General features: G+C 53.5%; 18 protein-coding genes. 14 read left to right on the top strand and 4 right to left on the bottom strand.

Going from position 1 to position 20,538, the window contains the following annotated elements:
* Nucleotides 1–2 precede the first annotated feature (2 nt).
* Entirely contained in the window at nt 3–749 is a 747-nt protein-coding gene (locus MWU55_RS08085; RefSeq protein ID WP_246935539.1) for an SDR family NAD(P)-dependent oxidoreductase, read from the top strand.
* Nucleotides 750–803: 54 nt separating this feature from the next.
* On the opposite strand, the gene MWU55_RS08080 is transcribed toward MWU55_RS08085, so the two are convergent.
* Both MWU55_RS08080 and MWU55_RS08075 read right to left on the bottom strand, forming a co-directional pair.
* Nucleotides 804–2,249: a UbiA family prenyltransferase gene (locus MWU55_RS08080; protein WP_246935538.1), complete on the bottom strand. Its 1,446-nt coding sequence runs from the start codon at nt 2,247–2,249 to the stop codon at nt 804–806.
* Nucleotides 2,242–3,081, bottom strand: a complete 840-nt coding sequence (locus MWU55_RS08075) for a lytic transglycosylase domain-containing protein (RefSeq protein ID WP_246935537.1) — start codon at nt 3,079–3,081, stop codon at nt 2,242–2,244. The genes MWU55_RS08080 and MWU55_RS08075 overlap by 8 nt, the downstream gene beginning before the upstream one ends.
* 327 nt (nt 3,082–3,408) lie before the next feature.
* Here MWU55_RS08075 and MWU55_RS08070 point away from each other — a divergent pair, with 327 nt between their 5' ends.
* From MWU55_RS08070 to MWU55_RS08020, 11 genes are all read left to right on the top strand, one after another.
* On the top strand, nt 3,409–3,594 hold the full coding sequence (locus tag MWU55_RS08070) for a hypothetical protein (RefSeq protein ID WP_246935536.1): 186 nt from the start codon (nt 3,409–3,411) through the stop codon (nt 3,592–3,594).
* A 303-nt stretch (nt 3,595–3,897) separates the two neighbouring features.
* Nucleotides 3,898–4,734 carry a Flp pilus assembly protein CpaB gene (cpaB, locus tag MWU55_RS08065; RefSeq protein WP_246935535.1) on the top strand — a complete coding sequence of 279 codons (837 nt, stop codon included), beginning with the start codon at nt 3,898–3,900 and terminating at the stop codon, nt 4,732–4,734.
* Between the two features lie 231 nt (nt 4,735–4,965).
* The gene (locus MWU55_RS08060) at nt 4,966–6,378 is read left to right on the top strand and encodes a type II and III secretion system protein family protein (protein WP_246935534.1); all 1,413 of its coding nucleotides are present in this window, start codon (nt 4,966–4,968) and stop codon (nt 6,376–6,378) included.
* Nucleotides 6,379–6,388: 10 nt separating this feature from the next.
* A complete protein-coding gene (locus MWU55_RS08055) occupies nt 6,389–7,051 on the top strand; it encodes an OmpA family protein (RefSeq protein ID WP_246935533.1) in 663 nt (220 codons plus the stop codon).
* A gap of 409 nt (nt 7,052–7,460) precedes the next feature.
* Nucleotides 7,461–8,705: an AAA family ATPase gene (locus tag MWU55_RS08050; protein ID WP_246935532.1), complete on the top strand. Its 1,245-nt coding sequence runs from the start codon at nt 7,461–7,463 to the stop codon at nt 8,703–8,705.
* 15 nt (nt 8,706–8,720) lie between these two features.
* The gene (locus MWU55_RS08045; RefSeq protein WP_246935531.1) at nt 8,721–10,190 is read left to right on the top strand and encodes a CpaF family protein; all 1,470 of its coding nucleotides are present in this window, start codon (nt 8,721–8,723) and stop codon (nt 10,188–10,190) included.
* Nucleotides 10,191–10,193: 3 nt separating this feature from the next.
* Nucleotides 10,194–11,162 (top strand): type II secretion system F family protein, encoded by a 969-nt coding sequence (locus tag MWU55_RS08040; RefSeq protein WP_246935530.1) that lies wholly within the window; start codon nt 10,194–10,196, stop codon nt 11,160–11,162.
* An 11-nt stretch (nt 11,163–11,173) separates the two neighbouring features.
* The gene (locus MWU55_RS08035; RefSeq protein ID WP_246935529.1) at nt 11,174–12,148 is read left to right on the top strand and encodes a type II secretion system F family protein; all 975 of its coding nucleotides are present in this window, start codon (nt 11,174–11,176) and stop codon (nt 12,146–12,148) included.
* 33 nt (nt 12,149–12,181) lie between these two features.
* A complete protein-coding gene (locus MWU55_RS08030; protein ID WP_246935528.1) occupies nt 12,182–12,796 on the top strand; it encodes a tetratricopeptide repeat protein in 615 nt (204 codons plus the stop codon).
* A gap of 30 nt (nt 12,797–12,826) precedes the next feature.
* Nucleotides 12,827–13,693, top strand: coding sequence for a tetratricopeptide repeat protein (locus tag MWU55_RS08025; RefSeq protein ID WP_246935527.1), 867 nt, complete (start codon nt 12,827–12,829; stop codon nt 13,691–13,693).
* A gap of 5 nt (nt 13,694–13,698) precedes the next feature.
* Nucleotides 13,699–14,199 (top strand): prepilin peptidase, encoded by a 501-nt coding sequence (locus tag MWU55_RS08020; RefSeq protein WP_246935526.1) that lies wholly within the window; start codon nt 13,699–13,701, stop codon nt 14,197–14,199.
* Between the two features lie 65 nt (nt 14,200–14,264).
* On the opposite strand, the gene MWU55_RS08015 is transcribed toward MWU55_RS08020, so the two are convergent.
* Nucleotides 14,265–15,965, bottom strand: coding sequence for a hypothetical protein (locus tag MWU55_RS08015; RefSeq protein WP_246935525.1), 1,701 nt, complete (start codon nt 15,963–15,965; stop codon nt 14,265–14,267).
* A gap of 126 nt (nt 15,966–16,091) precedes the next feature.
* On the opposite strand from MWU55_RS08015, the gene MWU55_RS08010 reads away from it, so the two are divergent.
* Nucleotides 16,092–17,405, top strand: a complete 1,314-nt coding sequence (locus MWU55_RS08010) for an ATPase (protein WP_246935524.1) — start codon at nt 16,092–16,094, stop codon at nt 17,403–17,405.
* A gap of 87 nt (nt 17,406–17,492) precedes the next feature.
* Here MWU55_RS08010 and MWU55_RS08005 read toward each other — a convergent pair whose 3' ends face one another.
* Entirely contained in the window at nt 17,493–17,990 is a 498-nt protein-coding gene (locus MWU55_RS08005; RefSeq protein ID WP_246935523.1) for a DUF4405 domain-containing protein, read from the bottom strand.
* 105 nt (nt 17,991–18,095) lie between these two features.
* Here MWU55_RS08005 and MWU55_RS08000 point away from each other — a divergent pair, with 105 nt between their 5' ends.
* Entirely contained in the window at nt 18,096–20,525 is a 2,430-nt protein-coding gene (locus MWU55_RS08000; RefSeq protein WP_246935522.1) for a ligase-associated DNA damage response DEXH box helicase, read from the top strand.
* Nucleotides 20,526–20,538 lie beyond the last annotated feature (13 nt).

Below are 20,538 nucleotides of genomic sequence, written 5' to 3'. Positions count from 1 at the left end.
ATATGACGACAAAACAAAACCAGTGTTGGATCATCTTGGGCGCCACGTCCTCAATGGCACGCGCCTTTGCGCAAGCGGTGGCAGACCAAGGCGCAAGCGTCATTCTGGCTGGTCGTGACATGGACGACCTGAAACGATCCGCCACCGATCTATCCGTACGCGGTGTTGACGCAGTTGCGATGAAGTTCGACGCGCGTGACAGCGCCACGTTTAAACCGATCATAACCAAGGCCGAAGGTATGGAAGGCGTGATCAACGCCGCAGTCTTTGTAGGCTCCATGCCTCCGCAAGACGACATCGACGCCAATCCTGATCTGATCGAGGGCGTTGTGAAAGACAGCCACACAGGCCCGGCAACCTTCCTGTCCATGCTCGCCCCGATTATGGAAGAGCGTGGCGCAGGTACTGTTGTGGGTGTCGGATCGGTCGCCGGGGACCGCGGACGCATAGGCAATTATGTCTATGGATCTGCGAAAGCAGGATTTGCCACATATTTGTCAGGTCTGCGCAACCGCCTGACCCGCTCGGGCGGGCATGTGGTCACCGTGAAACCCGGTTTCGTCGACACGGCGATGACCTGGGGTATTGAGGGGATGTTTCTTGTCGCCTCGCCTCAGAAAGTCTCGCAAGACATTCTTAAAGCGGTGGAGAAGCAAAAGAACGTGATCTACACGCCGTTCTTCTGGCGCTACATCATGCTTATCATCCGGCACATCCCGGAAATCATCTTCAAGAAGATGTCTATCTGATTGCACAGCCCGTTGCCGCTTAGGCACGGGCTGATACGCATGATTAGATATGCTTTAGAGCACGCCAAACCATTGCTGCCACAACCCAGCAGCGTAGAACATAATGGCAAGCGTCATCAGGATCAGACCAATGCCGCGCTTGTCCTTCATGGCAAAGACGATTGGGTCGTAATCCTGTTTGCCATGCCATCCCAGCGACACCATGCGGATCATCCACCATGCCAGCGGAATCTCTGCCACCCAGATCAACCAGCGGGTTTTATAAAGCCCGATGGCCTGTTCGGTGAAGGAATACAGGAAGAAGGCGACCAAGGCGGCGATCACGCCAAGTGCGGCTACGTTCAGCAAATCCGGGCGATCCGGGCGGCCATACCCCCTGCCCGGCAGACGCTCATCAGAAATTGCCAAAGTCAGTTCGGTCAGTCGTTTCACACATCCAAGTGCTAAGAACACAGGGAAGATGAACACCAACAGGTACCCCGACACGTAGATGCCGGTGGCCGCCGCGCCAGCCACAACCCGTAAGGAGTAAAGCGACGCGAGCACCGCAATATCCACCCAACGCATGCGCTTAAGCTTCAACGAATAGGCCAGCGACAACACCATATAGAACGCGACAACGCCCAGAAATGACCAAGACAGTGCGGCAGCCACGCCCAAAGCGATGGCTGACAAACCGACAAAACTGATCATGCCAATCTGAATGGGCACCGCGCCCGACGCGAAAGGACGGTATTTCTTTTTAACGTGAAGGCGGTCCGCCTCGAGGTCGAGAAGATCATTCACCAGGTAGATAGAAGAGGCCGCAGCCGAGAAGGCGATAATACCAAGTAATGCTGCGATCAGCGTTCCGCCATCAAAGGCATGTGCCGCGATCATCGGAAGCAAAAGAAGGACGTTCTTAACCCACTGATGTGGTCGGAAGCTGCGCACGACGTCACGAATACGCCAGCCACCTTCCACACGGGTCAGTGCCTGCCCTCGTGCCTCAACCTGACGTGCGGACGCATCATCGCCCACAACGATGGCACGGTCAGCTTTTTCCCAGATGGCGCGATCCACCGGGGCATTCCCGGCATAGTCAAACGCCGCCTCACCGAACTCTTCCACCAACGCCGCAGCTTTGCGCGCGCCCTTAAGGTTCGTTTCACCGTCTGAGGCAAAGACCTTTGGTGACAAATCATGATCCTGCGCCAGTTTCTCGACCAATGGACGGTGCGAGGCAGAGGCGAGGATCACCTCGCGTCCTTCAGACTGCGCCTGACGGGCGATTTCCACCACGTCGGGCTCGACTGGGAGCAGGTCAGTGCGCAATTGCGCAATCTCAGCCAGCTCTGCCTTCAGCTTGGCGGGATTGTTCAGGTTAAGAAAACTGGTCTTGAGCGCGCGGATGGGATCCTTTCCCAAACTGGCCCAGAAGCATTCAAACAGAATATCTGTGCGCAGAAATGTTCCATCGACGTCCAAAACCAAAGGTTTGCTTTGCGGTGCTTCACCCATTCGACGGGGTCCCCATTACTGTAAATACACAACCATCTGTTAAAAGCTCGGGTGGCGTCAGGCACAATCCACGCGCAACATGCCATGCAGCCAATACTTTGGGAACATATGCGCGAGTTTCGGCGAAAGGCGGAATGCCACCATGGTTTCCTACTGCGTTTTCCCCGGCGTTGTAGCCCGCCAAAGCAAAGATCGGATCCCCTTGGAAATGCTTGATCAGCCATTCCAGATAGGCCACGCCGCCCCGGATGTTTTGTGTCGGGTCCGTACTGTCTTCTACGCCAAACCGTTCTGCTGTCGCCGGGATAAGCTGCATCAATCCTTGCGCACCGGCTTCTGACAGAGCTTGTCCATTGCCTGCACTTTCCACCGAAATCAATGCCACCACCAGCGCCGGAGATACCGGCGTCCCTACCGTGACACTTAATATATCTGTGCCATGCACACGTGCGATATCCTGCAAATGCTGCAACCTCGGCTGCGGAAGACCCTCTCGCTCGGTAATTGCTTTGATGGCTTTGTGGATGTTTAGAGGACCTGTGTCTTCAAGTTTCGGAGACACTTCTTTCCAGAACCAATCCCATGGCGTCGGGGCTGGTAACGCGATTTCGCCGTCTTGCTCGGGCTCAGCGGCAGGTTTCTCGGGCACGGCCAGCGCTGCAGCTTGCTCTTCCGGGTCGATCTGAACATTCAAACGGTTTGTTGTTCCCGACTGAGGCACACCAACTCGTTTGAATGTGAACTCCGGATAAGGCGGGGGCGTTTCCTGCCCAAAGGCAGAACCCACTGAGACGCACGCCCAGAATGCACTATAGTGTATGAATCGCCGCATTGTGCGGTTCTCTGCTCTGCTTTTTTCTGATTCACTTCTCGCAGATTGGTGTAAAAATCGCTAGTTTTTCCTGAAAATTGGGGTATTACGCAAGGTAAGCCACACCTAAATCAACTAATTAAAGACAGTTAGACACGATTTTTTACAAATATTAACAATGCGTTAACGGCAATTACAAAAAAAACACATGCAAAGCGAGAAATCGTACTAAACGCGCCCAATTCTTGCCCCAATCAAAAGGCTTATTGTACCCATCAAACGCGCCAAAGCAGGAATGATCTTGCAAAACGCTTAACAAGTACTGAACGCATATCAGAGGATATCAAAATGAAACTGTTTGAAATGATCAAAACCTTCAAAGCCGACGAAGACGGTGCCGTAACTGTAGACTGGGTTGTTCTGACCGCAGCTATCGTTGGCCTGGGTCTGGCTGTTATGTTGTCGGTTCGCGGTGGAACCGAAGGTCTGGCAACCAAGATCTCGGAAGCTCTGGCAAGCATGAGCGTCCAATAATTCTCTTTCACGAGAATAAAGAAATACAGAAGGCCGCACGATTGTGCGGCCTTCTTGACTTCGAACTCCAGCCAAATACTTGCTTTGGCACTGCACTACCTCAAAAATGGGTGCTCTCGTTTGCAAGCCTAGATAGACGTAATTGCCCCTTAAGGCATAAATTCGACTTTGCTTGGAAAATAAGGCTGGATATGGGAAACCAATCCCGTGTAAATCATGAAAATCCTGCGTAGCGCACAACTGCAAACTTCTTAGGCAGCACAACAAAACGTACGGAAAGCTTTGTAAGTGAAAGGGATTCTGATGCGCTTGATTTTCGGACTGGTTTTGGTGATCGGCATTGGCTTGGCTGGCTTCGCCGTCTACATGGCGCGCGACTTCATCGGCGGATATCAAGCTCAGCTGGCAGCCGAGCGGGCTGCGCGCAGCGCAATCGTCCCAACCGTAGACGTTTTAGTCGTGAACAAATCTTTGCGCTATGGGGAACAGATTACTGAAAAAGAAATACGTTCGGTAAAATGGCCCGAAAATGCCATCCCAGAAGGCACCTTCCGTACGATAGAAGAGGTCTTTCCGGAAGGTGAGCGAAAATTCCGCACAGTTATCCGCGCCATGGAAAAAGATGAAGCTCTTATGGCCATCAAAGTTTCGAAACCAGGTGCAGATGCCGGTGTCTCATCACGGCTGTCTCAGGGTATGCGTGCATTTGCCATTCGTGTGGACGTCAGCTCAGGCGTTTCGGGCTTCCTTCGCCCAGGCGATAAAGTGGACATCTATTGGACCGGGCGTGGTCGCAATGACGCAGGTGAAGCCGAAGCGGTGACCAAGCTTATTCAAGCAAATGTTCCTTTGATTGCCGTAGACCAAACTGCAGACAGTGATCGTACGGGCCCAAATGTTGCGCGAACCGTAACTGTCGAAGTGACCCCGCGTCAGGTGGCAGCATTGGCACAAGCACAAAGCAGCGGGCGGTTAACACTTGCCTTGGTTGGCGCGCGCGATGACACGACAATTGACGAGATCGAAGTCGGTCAGGGCGAAATTATCGGAGAATTTACAGCACCTGAAAAAGAGACGTGTACGGTGCGTACTCGCCGCGGTGCTGAAATTATCGAAACTCAGATTCCTTGCCCTGAGTAACGAACGAACACCAAACAGTTATCGGGTGCGCCGGATTAAGTGTTGCGTTAGACACACATAACACCCGACCTTAAGGTTATTGAATGTTGATTTTTGCGCAGAACCTGCGCAATCTGTCGATCAATAGGTGAAGTATGCTCCGCAAAGAGGGTGACTTGGCCAACGAGCAAAGGGGATAATCCGGATTATACCGGAATCCCGAAAGAAAAGTGATCAGAGAGGCAGGATCACATGAAAATCGATCGTTTTATCAAGGCGGCCCTATTGGGTTTGACCATGGGTGTTGGAACTGCACCTGCAACTGGCGTGGCCGAAACCCTTCGCGTTACGGACACCGGCCCATCGCGCGCTCTGAAGGTTCCAATGAACCGCGCAGTTGTGGTTGAAAGCGAAAACCCATTTGCAGAGCTTTCCATTGCAAACCCAGGCATTGCAGACATCTCGACCTTGTCGGACCGCACAATCTACGTGCTGGGTAAGACACCAGGCCGCACCACGCTGACCCTTTTGGGCCCCGATGGTAAGCTTATGAGCAATGTCGAAGTGCACGTCACACCTGACATCAGCGAATTTAAAGAGCGTTTGCGCCAAATCCTTCCCGGTGAAGGGATTGAGGTGCGTACGGCCAATGACGGGATCGTTCTGTCAGGTGTTGTTAGCTCTCCTGATCGACTAACTCTGGCGCTTGATCTGGCACAGCGCTATGCGCCCGAGCGTGTATCAAACATGATGAGCGTTGGCGGTACCCAGCAAGTTATGCTGAAAGTTCGCTTCGCTGAAATGGGTCGCTCTGTTCGCAAGGCACTTTCAAGCTCTTTGGCTGTCGGTGGCGCAAGCGGCGGAATTAGCGTTGGTGGGGAAACGGGCACTTGGCTGCAAGGTGCAAATGGCCTGAACAACCCATCTGTGACAGTAAGTGGAGACCAGGAAGGCGCGATGAGCATCGGCTTCGGTGCTGGCAGCTTCCGGGTTGGCGTTTTGCTGGAAGCCCTTGAAAGCAAGGGGGTTGTGCGCACGCTGGCAGAACCAAACCTGACTGCATTGTCGGGTCAAGAGGCATCATTCCTTGCAGGTGGCGAATACCCAATCCCAACCGCGCAGGAAGAAGGCGCGGTTAGCGTTGAATACAAGCCTTTCGGTGTTGAACTTACATTTACTCCGACAGTTTTGACCGACGACGTGATTAACCTTCAAATGAAAGCTGCCGTATCCGGCCTGGACAGCTCGGTAAGCTATCAGAATGGCGGGTTGATCTTGAATTCGTTCCGTCGCCGCGAGACTTCGACCACTGTCGAACTTCGTGACGGTGAAAGCTTCGCCATCGCTGGTCTGATCGAAGACGATTTCCAGGATGCAATCGGTTCGGTCCCTTGGCTTGGCGATCTGCCGGTCCTAGGCGCGCTCTTCCGCTCGACCGAATACGAACGCCGTCAATCGGAGCTTGTGATTATCGTGTCGGCCCATCTGGTAACGCCTACACGAGGCGAATTCCTGGCTGTACCGACTGACCGCATTCGCCCACCGTCTGAAAAAGACCTGTTCCTGTTTGGTAAAACGGCCGCACCCGCTGCGCCGAAAGCAGGCGCCGCTGCAGAAGTGGCAAAGCAGGACTTTTCGGGCTCTTATGGCTACGTGATGGAATAAGGATCGCGACATGAAACGGATCAAACCACTTCTCGCTGCCACGTCTATCATTGCCCTTCTTGCGGGCTGTGGGGATAACAAAGAGGCGCTTCACTTCTGGACAAACGAAGCTGGTGGCAGCTTGGATGAAGGCGGCTTCGGAGCCCCAACTGCGCATAACATTGGCGTACAAACTGGTGAAATCGACGTTGTTCAGGCTCTCGGCGAACGCTTTAGCCGCGAAGTCCCCGATACAGTGAACTTCGCCTTTAACAGCGCTGAGCTTAGCCCCGAGGCACGGACAATTCTGAGCAGACAGGCCACATGGATCCTGCAATTCCCGGAAATTCGCTTCCGCGTTTATGGGCACACCGATCTTGTCGGCTCAACCGGCTATAACAAACGACTTGGTATGCGCCGCGCACGTGCAGCTGTGAACTATCTTGTTTCGCAGGGTATCAGTCGCAGCCGACTTGAAGCAGTGGTGAGCTACGGCGAAAGCCGCCCGCTGATCAAGACCGAGCAGCGTGACTTGCGCAACCGCCGTACAGTGACGGAAGTATCTGGTTTCGCGAACAATCGGAAAGCCACCCTTCTGGATGGTAAATATGCCGAGATCATCAACCGTGAGTATGTCGCAAGCGCGACTCCTCGACCGACCATTGCAGACGGTGGAACCGGGTCAGTCGAGTAATCGACCAATCAATCAAACTGAAACGGGGCGTAACATTGTTACGCCCTTTTCTATTCGAGGGCACGGGATGGTCGCGTAACCCACGTTAACCAACCGATGAACCGCCCTCTTACATTCGGTTTATTTCTTTTTTATCAGTGGTATAGTGTGGTATATGATGGTGAGATTAGCGTCCGTTAGTGCAACTTAGTTCGTTCACGAAGACGAGACAGACCGATTGAAATATGGTTTATCGTCCTTAAAGTTCGAACAATTTGGCCACTGTGGCCGCATTATTGCCCAGATTGCCTGCGAGGGTTCACATCGGCATGGCGCTATTTTTGTGTGTGTTTGCGATTCGCAATTAACGAGAGACCCGGACGCCTGATGAACGAGTTGTGGCAAGCCCGGATACGAAAGGAACGAGGAAATGAGTGGCCGCGCAGCGCTACAAACTGACCCGGAACCGATTACCGCGTGCACTGTTTCGCGGGATGTTCAGAATTTTGACCTTCTGATCGAGGATATGGAAGCCGAACTAGGTGAAGCCTGGGGTGACCTGCCGATCGAAGATGCGGTTGCTTTTTTTGAGCAACCGGACGCCAAGGAACTTGAGTTCATTGCAATGGCTTTGGACGATCAGGACGAAGCTGATCTAAGCGCAGTTGCGACTGTGATCAAAGCCGCGCTTGAGCGAGATATCAAAGTAATTGTGATTGCCGAAGAGGTAAGCCCAATTGCTTTGCACCAACTTCTAAAGCTCGGTGCGGAAGAGTTTGTCCCCTACCCCCTTCCCGATGGCGCGCTACATGACGCCATCAAGCGGATGCGTGAGAAAGACATCGCTCCGCCGGTCAATCAAGAACCGGAAAGAGTCGCGACAAAGAACACCGGCAATAAAGAGGCCGTCATATTTGCGGTTCAGCCAATGGCTGGCGGAACAGGGGCAACCACCCTTGCTGTCAATCTGGCTTGGGAACTTACGCAAATGAAAGGCAACACGCCGCCGCGTGTTTGCCTTTTGGATTTCGGACTTCAATTCGGATCGACCGCGACATACCTTGACCTTCAGCGTCGCGACGTGGTTTACGAACTGCTTTCAGATACTGAAATGATGGATCAAGAGATCTTCATGCAGGCACTGTTGCCCTACGGAGATCATCTTCACGTGCTCACTGCTCCGCCTGATATGCTGCCATTAGATATGGTAACACCCGAGGACATCGAGCGGATCGTTGAGATGGCGCGCACCAATTTTGACTATGTTATCATAGACATGCCCAACACATTGGTGCAGTGGACTGAAACTGTTCTTCAAGCGGCGCATGTCTATTTCGTAACTCTGGAACTCGACCTGCGCTCTGCACAGAACACCCTTCGCATGATAAAAGCTCTAAGAGCTGAAGAGCTGCCAGTTGAAAAACTGCGCTACGTTCTGAATCGTGCTCCGAAGTTTACGGATCTCTCGGGGAAATCCCGTGTGAAACGCTTGGCTGAAAGCCTGGACATTTCGATTGAGCTAATGCTTCCGGATGGTGGCAAACAGGTCTCGGAAGCCGGGGATCACGGGGCACCCCTAGCAAATTCTGCGCCAAAAAATGTTTTGCGCAAAGAAGTGCAAAAGCTTGCCAAGTCGGTACACGATTTGAACCAGGCAGACGCCGCAGCGCAATAAAAGGTCGGAGGCAACATGTTCTCGCGTTACAAAAAACCTTCCAATCCGCAAGGCAAGGGAACCCCTCAGCTATCCGCCGTGGAAAATGGGCGGATCGAGGACGGAATTATCACTGCGCCTCCCAAAAAGCAGGCGGCTCCAAAGGTTCAGGCCAACGCGCCTAAGCCAAAGGCCGCACCAGCAGCACCGGCTGCCTCGGATAAGGAACGCAAGCGCAAGGAACGCCTGTCTGAAATCAAGACAGAGTTGCACAAAGAACTTCTGGACAACTTGAATCTCAGCGCACTTGAAGCCGCGAGTGAGAAAGACCTTCGCTCGGAAATCACTGATATTTCATCGGAATTCCTCGCCACTCGTGATGTTGTTCTGACACGTGATGAACGCCTGATACTGAACCAAGAGCTTTATGACGAAGTCAAAGGCCTTGGTCCGCTGGAACCTCTTTTGCAAGATGAAACGGTCAACGATATTCTGGTCAACGGACCACAACAGGTTTTCGTTGAACGGGAAGGTAAACTGGAGCTGACCGACGTTAGCTTTAAAGACGAACGTCACCTTCTGCGTATTATTGATAAAATTGTTTCGGCTGTTGGGCGTCGCGTAGATGAACAAAACCCTCATGTCGACGCCCGTTTGGCCGATGGATCGCGTTTCAACGCCATGGTTCCACCGATTGCGGTGGACGGATCGCTGGTTTCGATCCGGAAATTTAAGAAAGACAAGTTGGGCATTGATGAATTGGTCAATTTCGGCGCGTTCTCCGAGGAGATGGCAGCGTTTCTACAAGCAGCTGTCGCCACCCGCCTGAACATCATCGTGTCTGGCGGTACCGGCTCGGGTAAAACGACCACATTGAATGCTTTGTCATCGTTCATTGATGACAGTGAACGCATCCTAACGATCGAGGATACGGCGGAACTTCAGCTTCAACAGACCCATGTTGGCCGGATGGAAAGCCGACCCGCAAACGTTGAAGGTAAAGGTGCAGTCAGCCAACGCGATTGTTTGAAAAACGCCCTTCGTATGCGCCCTGACCGCATCATCGTGGGTGAGACGCGTGGCGAAGAAGTTATCGATATGCTTCAAGCCATGAACACCGGTCACGACGGATCCATGACAACCATTCACGCCAACTCGGCGCGCGATGCTGTGTCACGTCTTGAAAACATGGTTGCCATGGCGGGTATCGAAATGCCGCTTAAAGCCATTCGTAGCCAGATCGCTTCGGCTGTGAACCTTATGGTACAGGCCAGCCGCCTACAGGACGGTTCCCGCCGTATGGTGTCGATCACCGAGATTACGGGTATGGAAGGCGAGGTCATCTCGATGCAAGAGGTGTTCCGCTATGAACGTCTTGGGCTATCACCTGATGGCAAAATCATCGGTCGTTTCAACGCGACAGGTGTACGTTCCCACTATGCCGAACGCTTCCGTCAGTGGGGGTATGATCTGCCTGCATCCATCTATGAGCCGTGGAGCGACTAAATCATGACGATCTCAGCGGAACCGATTATTTACGGTTTGATCTTTCTTGCCGTTCTGCTGTTGGTAGAGGGGATCTACCTTACGATTTTCGGCAAATCCATCAGCTTGAACAGCCGCGTCAATCGACGCATCGACATGCTGGAAAAAGGTGCCGCGCGCGAGGAAGTTCTGGAAAAACTCCGCAAGGAGATGGGCCAACACGTTCGCGCCCAAGGCATTCCTTTTTATTCTCTACTGGCAACCAAAGCCCAGAAAGCTGCAATCGCTTTCACACCCGGCCAGCTGGTTCTGATCATGGTTGCGTTGTCGATCTTCTCGTATTTCGGGCTTAGCGTGGCCACAGGTGCCGGTCTGCCAGTTCGCATTGGTGCGGCCATCGTGATGGGTGTTGGGGGTGTTTTTGTCTGGGTCAACAACAAAGCCAAGAAGCGTATGTCGTTGATTGAAGAACAGCTTCCTGACGCAGTTGAGTTGATGGTCCGATCGCTGCGCGTTGGACACCCATTCACATCAGCAGTCCAGATCGTCGCAAAAGAGGTTCCCGATCCCTTGGGAACCGAAATGGGGTTGATCGCTGATGAAAGCTCTTATGGACGTGATGTTGGGGAAGCGCTTTCCAGCATGGCTGAAAGAATGGACAATCAGGACATGCGGTTTTTGGCAGTTGCTGTAACCATTCAGCAGACTTCGGGGGGTAACTTGGCCGAAATTCTTGATGGATTGGCCAAGGTTATCCGATCGCGCTTTCGCCTATTTCGCCGTGTTCGTGCTATCACCGCCGAAGCAAAGTGGTCGGGCAACTTTTTGTCCGGTTTCCCACTCCTTGCGCTGGTCATGATCAACCTGATCCATCCAAACTACTATGACGATGTGCGCGAAACCGAATTCTTTATCCCTGCCTGCTTGATTGTTGCAGGGTTTCTGGTGGCGAATATCTTTATTATGCGCGCGCTCGTGAACATCAAAGTCTAGGTATCAAGCTCATGCAAGCCATTCTCGACTTCCTGACTGAACAACTAGGGCCCGCAGGGCCAATCCTTGCCTTAGGTGGTGTGGGAATAGTGCTTGTCATTGTCACTTTACCATTTGTCCTAAGAAAGCAGGTTGACCCGCTGGAGAAGGTAAAAGCCCTTCGTGAGGGCGGGGCAAAAAGTGCGAAGAAAGCAGACCTGCGTGTCGCCCAGGGGTCAACCAAACTCGAGAAGTACTCCGCTTTTCTGGAGCCCCAAGATGCTGCGGAATACTCCGCCACGCAACTTAAGCTTCTGCAAGCCGGCTATCCGAGTAAAACTGCTGTTCGAACCTATCACTTTTCGCAGTTTGCACTTGGTATTGTGCTGCTTGCATTTGGTGTATTCATTACGATCCTTAAGACCGCCAACGGGCAAGAGCTTACGACGCAAGCCCGTATTCTCTGGATATTGGTTCCAGGTGCGGTTGGTTACATGTTCCCTAAGTATTGGGTCACACGGCGTATGGAAGAGCGGAAAGAGGAAATCATCAACGGCTTTCCCGACGCCTTGGACATGATGCTGGTTTGCGTGGAAGCGGGTCAATCCTTGGATCAGGCAATTTTGCGGGTCTCTAAGGAAATTCGCCCTTCCTACCCGGCGCTGGCAGATGAGTTCACCATCGTTTCGAACGAGATGAAGGCCGGTAAGGATCGTATTCAGGTTCTACGCGACATGTCAGAACGATCCGGTGTGCCAGATGTGGCAAGTTTCGTAACGGTGATGATCCAATCTGCAACCTTCGGTACATCCATCGCAGAAGCCCTGCGCGTTTATGCCGGCGAGATGCGCGATAAACGGGTTATGCGCGCGGAAGAAAAAGCAAACCAACTGCCGACTAAAATGACGCTGGCGACGATGATGCTTACCGTTCCTCCCCTTTTGATCATTCTTATCGGTCCCTCTGTCTATGAAGTGTATATAACACTTCAAAATATTCGTTTCTGACACCCGCGAGTTTCCACAGGAGCATCTCGTTTTATGCCCACTGCCCCCTGCTCGAAAGCTCAACTGCCTAAAGGCGCCGGCCAAGTCGGCCTTACACTCGTGGTTGCTTCGCTTCTCGCTCTGTCTGCCTGCAAGAAAGCAGATACGGGTTTCGAAAGCCTTGAAGGAAGCCCCTATGCACCCGGCACTTTCGCCGCACAAGACGGTTCCGTCGATGGGTTAACAGTTGGACACAGACTTACCGCTGCCGGAGAACATGAACTGGCATTGAAGGCCTATACACGCGCGGCTGCAGAGCAAGGTATCACGGTTGATGTGCTGTCAGCGATTGGATCTGCCAATCTACAGCTTGGCCGCTTGGGACAAGCCGAAAAGCTTCTGCGCAAGGCCACTCAACTGGATGTAAACTTCGCACCTGCTTGGAACAATCTGGGTGTAGTGTTGATGGAAACCGGCCAAGTCAACGAAGCAGCGCGCGTTTTCCGCATCGCTTTTGGGCTTGATCGTGGCCAATCTGCCGAAATTCGAGAGAATTTGCGCCTAGCGCTCGCAAATTTGGACAACCCGGACTATGATCCAGCCAATAATGATACATTTTCGCTGGTTCGCAGGGGCTCAGGTGACTATCTGCTTCTGTCCGAAATCTAGACGAAAAGACGAGCAGTAGAGGACGCAAAAATGCGCCAATCCATTCTTCTTGCGCTGTGCGTAAGCAGCGCTATGGCCCTATCGGCCTGCCAAAAACCCAAGGACGAAGGCGAAGACGTCGAACGTGCCTTGGCAGATTTGAACGTCATCGACGAAAGCAACTTAAACGACATCATGCTGACGGTCGGGGACGCTGACGAAGCTGCCTCCTATTTTCAGGGCGCGGTTAAATCCAATCCTGACAGGATCGATCTACAACGTGGCCTTGGGCAATCGTTGGTTCGCGCCAAGCGCCCAACCGAAGCCGTCGGAACATGGAAAAAGGTCGTGTCCCTTCCGGGTGCAACCAATGCAGACCGCGTTTCGCTGGCAGACGCGTTGATCCGTGCAGGCGACTGGGATCAAGCCAAGGTCGAACTGGATAAGGTTCCACCGACCCATGAAACCTTCCGCCGCTACCGCTTGGAAGCCATGATTGCTGATAGCAGGGAAGACTGGAAAAAAGCGGATAGTTTTTATGAAACCGCCGTTGGCTTAACCACCAACCCGGCAACTGTGTTGAACAACTGGGGTTATTCGAAACTGACACGCGCCGATTACAAAGGCGCTGAGGATTTGTTTAGCCAATCGCTTGGGTACGACTCGACGCGTTTCACGACGAAAAATAACCTTGTTTTGGCACGTGGCGCGCAGCGGAAGTATGACCTTCCGGTCATCAAGATGACCCAGATCGAACGGGCGCAGCTTCTGCATACTCTGGCACTTTCCGCGATAAAGCAGGGTGACGTGACAACTGGAAAAGGACTGCTGCAAGAAGCAATCGACACACATCCACAGCATTTCGAAGCCGCCTCGCGCGCGCTTGAGGCTCTGGAAAGCAACGTCTCGAACGGTTAACGCGTATGTTTATTACACTTACACAATGGGCAGCCCTGCTGTTTCTATCGCTTGCTATTCCGGTCTCGGCATGGGTGGTCTATTCAGATCTGTCCCGAATGAAAATTCCCAACAAAGCCGTTGCGGCCCTGTTGATCGGGTTTGCCGTACTGGGATTTTTTGCATTGGAAACAAATGAATACTTGTGGAGATGGTCGCATTTTGCGGTCGTCCTGACCGTGGGTTTTCTTTTGAACATTGCAGGAAAGATGGGCGCTGGCGATGCCAAGTTAGCCGCTGCAATCGCACCCTTCATCGCTGTGTCGGATACATTTCTGGTGCTTACGATCTTTGCGTTGATGATTATTGTGGGCTTTGTGGTGCACAGAATTATTCGACGCATTAAACCCCTGCGCGCACTCACCCCCGATTGGGAAAGCTGGTCGCGAACTGACTATCCAATGGGGTTTAGCATCTGTTTAACCTTCCTGACTTATCTCGTCCTAGGGGCTGTTTACGGAGCTTAAACACCGTCGCACTCAAACAAAAAAGCCCGCAAGACTTGCGGGCTTTTTGCATTCTACAAGCTGGGTTAGCTGCCGTCTTCAGTGTCTTGTTTCTCAGGATTGCTCTTGGGGGCCACCGGTTCCCCCTTTTCACCGGGCAAAGAATACAGCGTGTACTCATCCGTGCGCCGAACCTCGGTCACATTGTCGGCCCAACTTTGCGCTGAAATCTCATCAAGGACTGCCTTACGTGTCGGAGCCGAAAGCGGGCAACGTGGCACCAAAAGATAGTCCGCATTCTCGATCCCGGTCAGCTCACCATAATACCAAGGCGCTCCACGTTTCAGGGGGGACAGATCGGCAAACAGCCAATAGCTTGAAATCAAATCTGCAGTGAAGATTGAAGCACCTTCCCCGCCGTCCCAATTGGCTATGTCATTGGCTATGCCCTCAAACCAGCCCACCATTCCTACATCCAACGAGCAATAAGTAAGATCCTCTCCGTTGAACGTGACCTCAACATTGGCACGATCTACGCGTTCAGCGTAACCCGCGAATAGCGCATTCTCACTATCAACAGCAGCTCGAAAATCCATTTGATAAGCGCGCGGGGTAGTTGTCTGAATGCCCTCATGTGAGCCGGAATTCGGTAGCAATGAAACGTATTTCTCGACATCTGTCGCAAAGTGGCGAATTGGGCTTGCAGTCATGTTCATGAAGCTGGGGGTCGCAAGGGCCATCGCAGCAATGGCACAAAGGATTACCGATTGCCGAAGATCCCACCCGAAGCTGTTGTGCAGCCCAGTCTGCGGCAGACGTGCAAAAAGCAACAGGCCCAGCAGCCACAACCACTGAGGATCGTTGCCAAAATTCTGATAAGTGACGTAGAAAAAAGCCGGCGCGAGAAGAAGAAGCGTCAAGCCCTCGGGTTTGCGGTCCGCCTGTCGCATCAGGACCACGGCAGCAAGTATGATCAGAGACCCGCCAAGATAGGCCGGGGCACTTACCACATAAGCGAAATCATGACCGGGATGCGGACGCACACTTGATCCTGCAACGTTCAGTAGATCCTGCAGATAGGCCAACCAGAAAACCGGAGTTCCAACTGCCAGAGTCGCCAGTACAGCGGCGACGATTCCGCCAACAATCGCCCAAAGCACCGTACGCCCTGCTTTACGGGCCAAGAGCCCAATCAACACCGGAACAAAGAAGGCCGCGAAAAAAGTTACTTTGATCAACGCCATGATGGCCATCATGACGCCAACTGTCACCCCATCCACCATTGGGGAAGAACGACCTTCAAGCGGGGGAACCATTGCAACCGAAACAGCCATGAACGCCGCCGCCCATGCCCAGCGATTGTAATACATCGAGATGGATATCGCGTCCACGGACTCGCCGTGTACCAATGCTACGGACAAAATCAGGATGGTTGCAGCAAACAAATAGGCCCAACCGCCGTGGAAACGGCTTCGTGCAACCCACCATGCAAATGGAAAAAACGCAATCGCAACAATGAATTGGCCAGCCAAGATCGCCTGCCCTGCCCCGAAACCGGCCTTTAGGAAGACCAACATTGGAGCAAACGCCAAAATGCCAATCGGTGTTACGAAGTCTAGATGAGGCCAATCCCCGCCTTGCATCCGAAACAGGATTTGCAGCAGGTGCAGCGTATCCCCTTCGTGCTTGCCAATATAGAAACCACCCTTCGCGAAGGTCAGTCCTGCATAGCCAGCCAGCAGCAGAACCATAAAGGCTGCCAAAATCTTACCATTATTTGTGCTCATACCTGCCCTCATTCTTTTGTAGCCAAATTAGCGTCAATGCATTCTCAGGCAAGACTTTGTAAGCTGAACGAGTATATATATAGACAAATCAACAGAACCACGTGAACCAAGGATCGGGCAAACGAAATGAATGTGCAACCATCTGACCTGATTGCGCCTCCGGGCCTGAAGACAGCAAGTGACCTTGGGCTGACCACGGTCATGATGCGGGATATCCTTCTGAAAACCATGTTCCGCACCAATCTGGAACGCGTCACGGATCTGGAGCGTGCGCTTTGTGTTCCTGCCCGTGTTGTGCAGGAACTGATCGACATGGGTCGCGAACTTGGCCTTGTTGAGGCTATGGGGACTATGCAAGCGGGCGCTCAAAGCTCGGAAATGGGGTATCGCCTGTCTGACACAGGTAAAGCGCGGGCCTTGGATGCCTTGTCGCAGTCAGAATACTTCGGCGCCATGCCCGTCCCGATGGAGATCTACGCCGAACAGGTAAAGCGGCAATCGATCCGAAATATCACAATGACGCGGCAGCAATTAACCGGCGCTATGGGCCACCTAATTCTGCCAAACGACCTCCTGGATCAGCTTGGGCCAGCCGTTGGCTCGGGTCGTTCGATCCTGATGTATGGCCCCCCGGGGAACGGTAAGTCTTCGATTTCGAACGGCATCCGGGATGCGCTTGGTGACAAAATCTATGTCCCCAAAGCGATCGAGTATTCGGGCCAGATCATCACAGTCTATGACCCGATTGTGCACTCTTCGGCGGAAGAGGAATATGACGACCCTGATTCATTGCGCCGTAAGGCCAAGAAGTATGATCGTCGTTATGTTCTGTGCGACCGCCCGACCGTGATCACTGGTGGTGAACTTACGCTGGATATGCTGGATCTGGTCTATAATCCCACGGCGCGCACCTATACGGCGTCATTGCAGTTGAAAGCCACCGGCGGCGTCTTCATCGTGGATGACCTTGGGCGTCAGGCCGAACCTCCGCAGGCGTTGATCAACCGTTGGATTGTGCCGCTGGAAGAAAACAAAGATATTCTGGCGCTGCAATCAGGTGAAAAGTTTGAGGTGCCTTTTGACACGCTGGTCATCTTCTCGACCAACTTCCACCCGAACAAGATCTTCGATAAGGCGGCCTTGCGCCGTATCTTCTACAAGATCAAAATTGATGGACCGGACCAGGAAGACTATCTGAAAATCTTTGCTATGGTCGCGAAGAAACGGAAAATGCCGTTGTCGCAAGATGCGTTGATCCACTTGCTGAAAAGCAAGTACCCGACAATCGACAATATCTATGCGAACTATCAGCCGATCTTCTTGATCGATCAGATGATCTCGATCTGCGAGTTTGAGGGCATTCCGTATCAAATGACGCCAGAACTGATCGACCGGGCATGGGAAAACATGTTCGTGAAAGAAGAAGATATCGTTCACTAAGCGAACGTCTTCAAACCGGGCGGGCTCGTTATGAGACCCGCCCGGTTTTTTCTTGCCGGTCAGGGACGTAACCGGCAAATCCAGGTATCAGTGATCAGTGGCATCGGATGCGAACAGCGCCGACATGGCTGCAGACTGAAGGCCGAAGTCACCGTCTGTTGCATCAGCCAAGCTTTGCCCCGGCTGCAGATCAACGCCGGCCGCAGACAGAAGCGTACGCCCTTCTTGCAGATTATGCCCAGACAGGGCCATCAACGTCGCCTCATCAGCCTGCGTCACGGCCATCACCATGCTGCGAACTGGCGGCTCACCTGCGCCTCCGATCGGAAGTATCGTGGCAAGGGTCAAAGCCGCGCCAACACCCATGATCCACTGCGCCATAGGGCGTTTGAAATAGGTGGTCAACGCCCGCCAGTTCAACACGACATGTGCACCAACCCCGACCAGCATCAACCATCCAGCCCATTCATGGATCACCTTCCCCAGCATGGTGTTCAGATGAAAAAACATCAGCGTGCCGGTCACGCCCATCACAAGAAATGATCCTACGGTGAGTGGCGTGGCCCATTTGCGCAGTGTCGACATTGTATTACTCCTTTGGTCGTCTTGAATGATACGAACGCCCAACGAAATTCCGTCGCACTGAAATGAGTAATTTCGCCCCGCCCCGGAATTTTCTATTCTCCTCTCATGACAACCCTTCCCGCTTTGTTCGAAAACTGGTTCTCCGCCCGCAATTGGGCACCTCATCCCCATCAGGTTGAGATGTTAGACCGATCGGCAAACCCCGCGCTTATGCTGATTGCGCCCACGGGAGGCGGGAAAACTTTGGCCGGGTTCCTGCCCAGTCTCGTCGAGCTGGGACCAAACCCAGACAGCGGCCTTCACACATTGTACATCTCGCCACTTAAGGCGCTAGCGGCTGATATGCGGCGCAATCTCATGTCTCCGATCAATGAGGTCGGGTTGAATATCCGGGTCGAAGATCGATCAGGCGACACGACACAGACGCGCAAAAAGGCCCAGCGCGCCGATCCCCCGCACATCCTACTGACCACGCCGGAAAGCCTTGCTCTTCTGCTAAGCTATGAAGACGCGCCACGGATGTTTTCGGGGTTGAAACGGGTTGTCGTCGACGAGCTACACGCGCTGGCAGAAAGCAAACGAGGCGATCAGCTGATGCTTTGCCTATCGCGACTTCAAGCCCTGTGCCCAGAGCTTCGTCGGGTCGGTTTGTCGGCAACCGTGGAAGACCCGCCTGCGCTGGCGGCTTTCGTCGCCCCGCACCCCACGCCCTGCCATATCATTCAGGCTGATCCCGGGCCAGATCCGGATATCGGAATGCTGACGACAGACACCCCGCCCCCATGGTCCGGCGGTGGGGGACGTTATGCCATTCCCGAAGTTTTGGAACAGGTGGCGAAGCACAAAACAACTCTGATCTTCCACAACACCCGCGCTCAGGCCGAGATCTTCTTTCACGAGCTTTGGCTGGCAAACGAGGATGGTTTGCCCATAGGCATCCATCATGGGTCCTTAGCACTTGAGCAGCGCAAGAAGGTCGAAGCTGCCATGGTTGCAGGGCAACTTCGTGCGGTGGTCTGCACGGGCAGCTTAGATCTGGGGCTAGATTGGGGCGACGTGGATCTTGTCATTCAAGTGGGGGCGCCGAAGAATGTGAAGCGCCTTGTGCAACGGATTGGTCGCGCCAATCACCGCTACAATGCCCCCTCAAAGGCCTTGATACTGCCCGCCAACAGGTGGGAGGTCATTGAATGCCACGCCGCGATTGAGGCCGTACTGGCCCATGATCTTGATGGCGACCCGCGTGGACCTGGACCCTTGGACGTCTTGTGTCAGCACATATTAATTACAGCATGCGCCGCTCCGTTTGATGAGAACGCGCTCTTCGATGAAGTAAGAAAAGCAGGGCCCTTCCACAGTTTGTCACGCGCAGCCTTTGACAACTGTTTGGATTTCGTCGCGACCGGGGGATATGCCCTGCAAGCCTATGACCGCTGGCAGCGACTGATGCAGCGCCCGGATGGGCTATGGCAGTTGCGCGATCCACGATTGGCCCAGCAGGTGCGCATGAATGTCGGCACCATTATTGACACGGACACTTTGAAAGTTCGGATGAAAGGTCGATCCGGAGCCTCTGCCGGGAAACCATTGGGCGAGGTCGAAGAAAGTTTTGCGGCGTCCCTTGTGCCCGGCGACACCTTCCTGATGGGCGGTAAAATCGTCCGCTTTGAAAGCCTGCGCGAGATGGAGGTGCAAGTCAGCCGTGATCGCGGGAGAAAGCCGAAACTGGCGGTCTTTTCGGGCACAAAATTTGCCACATCCACGCAGCTGTCCGTGCGCATATTAGAGCTTTTGCACCGCCCCACCCTGCCCGATCTTCCCGGTCACACGCAGGACTGGATCAATTTGCAGGCAGAGCTTAGCCAATTGCCCCGTCCCGGCCGTATCCTTGTCGAAAGCTTCCCACACGACGACCGCGCGCATAGCTGCATCTACGGCTTTGCTGGAAAGAATGCGCAGCAGACCTTGGGCTTGATGGTGACGCGCCAAATGGAGGAGCTGGGCCTTGGCCCGCTTGGTTTTGTTGCCACGGATTACGCCACGCTGATCTGGTCTATCGCACCAATCACCGATCCACCTCAGGTTCTGAACGCTGACCAGCTTCACGATGGGCTTGAGGGCTGGCTCGCCGAGAACGCGCTGATGAAAAGAAGCTTTAAAGGGGCTGCGACCATTGCCGGATTGATAACCCGCAACCTGCCCGGCAAACGCTCATCGGGCCGTCAGGCCACGTTTTCGTCTGACATCCTCTATGACACCCTTCGCAAATACGATCCCGATCATCTTTTGCTGCAAATTACCCGTACGGAAGCCATGCGCGGCCTGATCGGCTTTGCCCGCATTGACGAGATGATGGCACGCACCCAAGGCCTGATCGACCATGTTATCACCGATCAGGTCACGCCATTTTCTGCCCCACTTTTCCTCGAGGTCGGCAAAGTGCCCGTCGACGGTGCCGGGCGTGAAGCTCTGCTTCAGGCCGAAGCTGACCGATTGATGGAGCAATCTGGCCTTTCATCCCTTCTTCCCAAGTGACAGCGGCACATCT

Origin of the sequence: Aliiroseovarius sp. F20344 (assembly GCF_023016155.1) — a bacterium.
In the GTDB taxonomy this organism is placed as follows: Bacteria; Pseudomonadota; Alphaproteobacteria; order Rhodobacterales; family Rhodobacteraceae; genus Aliiroseovarius.
Note: the sequence above shows the minus strand (reverse complement) of the source record. Positions and strands in the feature narration are given on the sequence as shown.

What these genes read in the sequence shown, in the direction of transcription:
- MWU55_RS08045 (WP_246935531.1), top strand. Translation starts at nt 8,721, where the DNA reads ATGTTCTCGCGTTACAAAAAACCTTCCAATCCGCAAGGCAAGGGAACC.
- MWU55_RS08010 (WP_246935524.1), top strand. Translation starts at nt 16,092, where the DNA reads ATGAATGTGCAACCATCTGACCTGATTGCGCCTCCGGGCCTGAAGACA.
- MWU55_RS08005 (WP_246935523.1), bottom strand. Translation starts at nt 17,990, where the DNA reads ATGTCGACACTGCGCAAATGGGCCACGCCACTCACCGTAGGATCATTT.
- MWU55_RS08060 (WP_246935534.1), top strand. Translation starts at nt 4,966, where the DNA reads ATGAAAATCGATCGTTTTATCAAGGCGGCCCTATTGGGTTTGACCATG.
- MWU55_RS08085 (WP_246935539.1), top strand. Translation starts at nt 3, where the DNA reads ATGACGACAAAACAAAACCAGTGTTGGATCATCTTGGGCGCCACGTCC.
- MWU55_RS08070 (WP_246935536.1), top strand. Translation starts at nt 3,409, where the DNA reads ATGAAACTGTTTGAAATGATCAAAACCTTCAAAGCCGACGAAGACGGT.
- MWU55_RS08015 (WP_246935525.1), bottom strand. Translation starts at nt 15,965, where the DNA reads ATGAGCACAAATAATGGTAAGATTTTGGCAGCCTTTATGGTTCTGCTG.
- MWU55_RS08055 (WP_246935533.1), top strand. Translation starts at nt 6,389, where the DNA reads ATGAAACGGATCAAACCACTTCTCGCTGCCACGTCTATCATTGCCCTT.
- MWU55_RS08050 (WP_246935532.1), top strand. Translation starts at nt 7,461, where the DNA reads ATGAGTGGCCGCGCAGCGCTACAAACTGACCCGGAACCGATTACCGCG.
- MWU55_RS08080 (WP_246935538.1), bottom strand. Translation starts at nt 2,249, where the DNA reads ATGGGTGAAGCACCGCAAAGCAAACCTTTGGTTTTGGACGTCGATGGA.
- cpaB (WP_246935535.1), top strand. Translation starts at nt 3,898, where the DNA reads ATGCGCTTGATTTTCGGACTGGTTTTGGTGATCGGCATTGGCTTGGCT.
- MWU55_RS08075 (WP_246935537.1), bottom strand. Translation starts at nt 3,081, where the DNA reads ATGCGGCGATTCATACACTATAGTGCATTCTGGGCGTGCGTCTCAGTG.
- MWU55_RS08020 (WP_246935526.1), top strand. Translation starts at nt 13,699, where the DNA reads ATGTTTATTACACTTACACAATGGGCAGCCCTGCTGTTTCTATCGCTT.
- MWU55_RS08035 (WP_246935529.1), top strand. Translation starts at nt 11,174, where the DNA reads ATGCAAGCCATTCTCGACTTCCTGACTGAACAACTAGGGCCCGCAGGG.
- MWU55_RS08030 (WP_246935528.1), top strand. Translation starts at nt 12,182, where the DNA reads ATGCCCACTGCCCCCTGCTCGAAAGCTCAACTGCCTAAAGGCGCCGGC.
- MWU55_RS08025 (WP_246935527.1), top strand. Translation starts at nt 12,827, where the DNA reads ATGCGCCAATCCATTCTTCTTGCGCTGTGCGTAAGCAGCGCTATGGCC.
- MWU55_RS08040 (WP_246935530.1), top strand. Translation starts at nt 10,194, where the DNA reads ATGACGATCTCAGCGGAACCGATTATTTACGGTTTGATCTTTCTTGCC.
- MWU55_RS08000 (WP_246935522.1), top strand. Translation starts at nt 18,096, where the DNA reads ATGACAACCCTTCCCGCTTTGTTCGAAAACTGGTTCTCCGCCCGCAAT.